Source organism: Microcystis sp. M_QC_C_20170808_M9Col (assembly GCF_007095495.1).
GTDB classification, from domain to species: Bacteria; Cyanobacteriota; Cyanobacteriia; order Cyanobacteriales; family Microcystaceae; genus Microcystis; species Microcystis aeruginosa.
In genome coordinates, this window is record NZ_SFBZ01000194.1 from 1 (window position 1) to 4,840 (window position 4,840).

General features: G+C 43.9%; 2 protein-coding genes and 1 pseudogene. 2 read left to right on the plus strand and 1 reads right to left on the minus strand.

Annotated elements, in window-relative coordinates:
* Together EWV68_RS11525 and EWV68_RS11530 are read left to right on the plus strand one after the other, a co-directional pair.
* A pseudogene (locus EWV68_RS11525) lies at positions 1-228 on the plus strand (Uma2 family endonuclease); the annotation flags it as partial.
* A 140-nt stretch (positions 229-368) separates the two neighbouring features.
* A complete protein-coding gene (locus tag EWV68_RS11530) occupies positions 369-1,793 on the plus strand; it encodes an FAD-binding domain-containing protein (protein WP_287169848.1) in 1,425 nt (474 codons plus the stop codon).
* Positions 1,794-1,799: 6 nt separating this feature from the next.
* On the opposite strand, the gene EWV68_RS11535 is transcribed toward EWV68_RS11530, so the two are convergent.
* Positions 1,800-4,445, minus strand: a complete 2,646-nt coding sequence (locus EWV68_RS11535) for an efflux RND transporter permease subunit (protein ID WP_287169850.1) — start codon at positions 4,443-4,445, stop codon at positions 1,800-1,802.
* Between the last annotated feature and the right edge of the window lie 395 nt (positions 4,446-4,840).

The window sequence follows — 4,840 nt, forward strand, 5'->3', positions numbered from 1 at the left end:
TTTTATGAACAAGAAATTGATTGGTTTCGGCTACAGGCAGGAGAATATATTAAACTAGAACCCGATAGTGAGGGCATAATGCGCTCCCAAATCTTCCCCGGTTTATGGCTAGATAAAAACGCTTTATTAACGGGCGACTTAGGAAAAGTTTTAGTGATTTTACAGCGAGGGTTAGAAACAGCAGAACATCGAGATTTTGTCAATAAATTAACTGCCAATCACAGCTAGATTGTAAAATTAGATAATTATTCTTGATCCACTGTCCTATAATTACAGAAAGAGTATTTTTGACTTGAATTTGTTCTTAACTGTACCCCCGTTTTACCCCAATAATCTCGCCCCTGATAATCTTCTCATCACCTTACTTTATGTCAAATCTAATCCTTTTCTGGCATCGTCGCGATTTACGTCTCTCGGATAATCTTGGACTGAGTAAAGCTAGGGAGCGTAGTCCGAAAATTATCGGGGTTTTCTGCCTCGATCCTGCTATTTTAGAAGGGGATGATATCGCCCCGGCTAGGGTTGCCTATCTCCTCGGTTGTCTAGAGGAATTAGAAAAAAATTATCGCCAAAAAGGTAGTCAATTACTGATTATTCGCGGCAACCCCAGTCAAACACTCGTCAATTTAGCCAGCAATTTATCGGCAAAAGCAGTTTTTTTTAACCTCGATATCGAACCCTACGCGCGTCAACGGGATCAACAGGTAATCGCCGCTTTACAAACAAAAGGAATTGAGGTAGAAACCTTCTGGGATCAACTTCTCCACGCTCCAGGACAAGTCCTCACCCTCTCAAAAAGTCCCTACACCGTATATACTCCTTTTTGGAAAAATTGGAGCCAATTAGCCAAAGCCAGCCCCAAAACCCTAGAAAACCTGCAAGGATTAGACGAAAATGAGGGGGAGAAACTCGCAGAAACTATTAACTTACCAACCCTAGAAAATTTAGGTTTTACTTGGCAAAACCCCTTACCCCTCGCTCCCGGAGAAAAGGCCGCCCATAGCAGATTAGAAGAATTTTGTCAAGGGGTTATTAACAATTATCAAGAAGATCGTAACTTCCCCGCTTTCGATGGGACCTCGCGCTTGAGTGCCGCTTTAAAATTTGGGGCGATTGGCATCCGCACAATTTGGACCGCAACCCTAGAGTTATTAGAAAATTGCCGGGCCGAGGAAGCAAAAAATAGTATTATCACTTGGCAGCAAGAGTTAGCTTGGCGGGAATTTTACCAGCATTGTCTCTATTTTTTCCCAGAATTGGCGGTCGGTGCTTATAGAAAAGAATTTCGTCATTTTCCTTGGCAGGATAACGAAGAACATTTTCAAGCTTGGTGCCAGGGAAAAACCGGCTATCCGATCGTTGACGCGGCCATGCGACAATTAAATGAAACGGGATGGATGCACAATCGTTGTCGCATGATCGTGGCGAGTTTTTTAACCAAAGATTTAATTATTAACTGGCAAAAAGGCGAAAAATACTTCATGCAGAAACTTTTTGATGGCGATTTAGCCGCTAATAATGGTGGTTGGCAGTGGAGTGCGTCTAGTGGCATGGATCCGAAACCTTTAAGAATTTTTAATCCCGCTAGTCAGACACAAAAATTCGATCTGGAAGGGGAATATATTCGTCAGTGGTTGCCGGAATTAGCCTCCGTAGATACGGAATATCTAGTAACTGGGAAAATCCCCCGTTTAGAAAGACATCGTTGTGGTTATCCTGAGCCAATTGTCGATCATAATCAACAACAAAAAGAGTTCAAACGACTCTATAGCAATCAGAAGCCAAAACAATAAAACTAGCTACTTTTGACCGGCTTTAATCTGGTTCCAAACATCCTCTAAACTTAGATATAACACAGGCACAACAATTAAACTCAACAGGGAAGAAGTGACTAAACCTCCCACAATCACCATCGCCATGGGTTGCCGCAATTCCGCACCAGTACCCAATCCCAAAGCGATCGGAATCATGCCTAAAATTGTCGAACAAGTGGTCATTAAAATCGGTCTTAACCTAATCATTCCCGTTTCTAAAACCGCTTCCTCCCGACTCCAACCCTGTTGACGCAATTGGTTAGTATAATCCAGCAATAACACAGCGTTTTTATCCAGTAATCCCAAGAGGAAGATAAACCCGATCAGAGAAATCATACTAAACTCACTACCCGTTACCAATAACCCTAACATTGCCCCCACAATCGCTAAAGGTAAACATAAAGCGATGACGATAGTTTCTAACAGTCTTCTGAATAATAACCATAAAACTCCTAACATTAAAATTGTCGCTAGGATTAAAGTACGACCAAAACTGCCCAAAACATCGCTACTTTGAGAAGAAGTACCCCAACGCTGTAAAGTTATCCCTTCCGGTAAAGGAATCCCTTCAATTTTAATCGCCGCATCTTCTAAGCCTAAATCCGGACTAAGATTAGCACTGAGAAAAATCGCCTGTTGACCATTTAAACGCTCGATCGCCAAAAAATCCCCCCGCTCATTTAATCTAGATGATAGGGAAATATCCTTTAAACCGGCGATTTTAGCGGCCTCAACCCGCAATTTCTCGGCACTATCGCGCAATAGCTTGAAATCATCGCTTTTAATCGCAATTTGGATCGGCTTTTCCGCTTCCGTCTGCACAAAAGGAATGTCCTCGACACTGACATTCACCCCTCTAATTGTCGGTAAAATTTGCCGAATCCGTTGCTGCACCGCACTGGTGTGAGATTTACGATCGCTCTTCAGTTTAACGTGAATTTTGCCCCGATTCGGCTCACCGCGTAAACCGGCGATCATAAAAGTCGATTCCACTTCCCCATCCTGCAAAATCGGCGCTTCTAATTTGCTGCCATCGCGGATAGTGCGACGCAGGAGAAAACTTTCGGGAGAACTAGCTAACTGGGAAATCCAAGCGAAACTATCAGTAGAACTCTTAGCGGTCGGTTTATTAGGGCTAATTTGCGTTATTTTCGGCAAAGGAGAAGTATAAACCAGATTAAACTCGCCGCGATCGAGTCGGGGAATAAATCCCCTAGAAATAAAAGGAATCAAGGCAATACCCGCAAAAAAGGTAATTAGGGCAATAGCAATGACCAGCAAACGATGACGCAATGAGCAGTTTAAGAGCCGTCGATAGGCGTTTTCAATCGGTCGCTTTTGTTTCGTCATTTTTGCCCGTGACTGCGGTTTCAGCCAATATACTGCCAAAACTGGCGATAAAGTTCTGGCGATCAACAGAGAAAAAATCACCGCAGCCGAGACAGTTAAACCGAAGGGTTGGAAAAACTGCCCCACCGCACCCCCCATAAAAGCCACGGGTATAAACACGGCAACAATGGTTAAAGTGGAAGCAGTGACAGCTAATCCGATCTCCCTTGTCCCCTTGAGTGCCGCATTTTTCGGGGTTTCCCCCGCGTCGATTAAACGGGAAATATTCTCCACATCAACGATCGCATCATCCACGACAATGCCGATTACCAAAGCGAGAGCCAGCAGCGTCAGGGTTTCCAGATTAAACCCATAGATGGCCATGATAATGAAAGTCCCCAAAAGAGATAGGGGGATAACCAGAGCAGAAATGATTGTAGCAGCGAAACTGCCTAAAAATATCAATATCACCAGCACCGACAGCAAAACTGCCAAGAGTAAATCATCGATCGTACCTTGTAGGGCAGCGCGAATATATTCCGCTTGGGTTTCAGCTAAAATTATCTTGACATCGGGCAGTTTTTGTGCTATGTCTTTAACCAGTTTTTCTGCGACCGCGGCCAGATCGAGACTATTGGCAGCACCTTGTTTGATTACCTGCACAGCGATCGCCTCTTGACCATTAAAGCGCACCAGCGTGGGCAATGGTCGGGTTAAGCTTTTATGGGGATTATCTTCTCTAACTGTACCCTGACCGAGTAAATTAACTTTAGCCGTGCCAGGAAGAGCTTTTAAGGGCGGAATTAAATTATCTTGGGCGATTTGGCTTAATTCTTCTAGGGTTTTCTGCTCACTCACCAGCGCATAGGTGACTGTTGCCGACTCATTTAAATCAACGGGGATAACTTCTGTGGTAGCTTGAGGGGGTAAAGGGATTTGCGAGATAGCCTGTTTAACTGCTGCGGTGGCTTTGTCTAAATTTGTGCCAATTTTAAAGAAAACGCTGATTACTGACTGTCCGGGGGCAGTAGTCGAGGACACATCCCGACAACCGGGGAGAGAGAAAAGGGGATTTTCTAGGGGTTTAGTTAATTGCTTTTCCGTGGTGATAGCAGTAGCTAAATCCGCTTGAGCGTTAATTATTACGACTGGAAAGCTTATATCGGGGAAAAGAGCGTATTTTAGGGAACTAAAAGCCAAAATTCCCGCCATGGCCACCGCTAACCAGAAAGCAATGGTTAACCTCGGGGCATTAATCGCTATTCGAGAGATATTCAGACGTTCTCGCCATGATTCTTTCATCTTTTGATCATCTCTCATAAGTGGGGTGTGGGGAGTGGGAAGTGGGGAGTGGGGTGTAGGGTGTGGGGTGTGGGAAGTGGGGTGTGGGGTGTGGGGTGTGGGGTGTGGGGTGTGGGGTGTGGGGTGTGGGGTGTGGGGTGTGGGGTGATGGGGAAGTGGGGAGATGGGGAGAATAAATAAAAATAGTCTCGGAGTCTCCTGAATACTGACTCCTAACCCCATGGTAGATGTTGGATTTTTGCAGGAGTTCTATTTTCTAACAAAGATAAGCAAAAATTATTTATTGACTGCAAAAACTTGAGAATATTTAAATTAACATTCCGCAATATTTATAAATTCTTAAGAATTAATTGAGAAAGATTTTTATTTAACAACGATGTTATCATAGTTACAGC

What these genes read in the sequence shown, in the direction of transcription:
- EWV68_RS11530 (WP_287169848.1), top strand. Translation starts at nt 369, where the DNA reads ATGTCAAATCTAATCCTTTTCTGGCATCGTCGCGATTTACGTCTCTCG.
- EWV68_RS11535 (WP_287169850.1), bottom strand. Translation starts at nt 4,445, where the DNA reads ATGAAAGAATCATGGCGAGAACGTCTGAATATCTCTCGAATAGCGATT.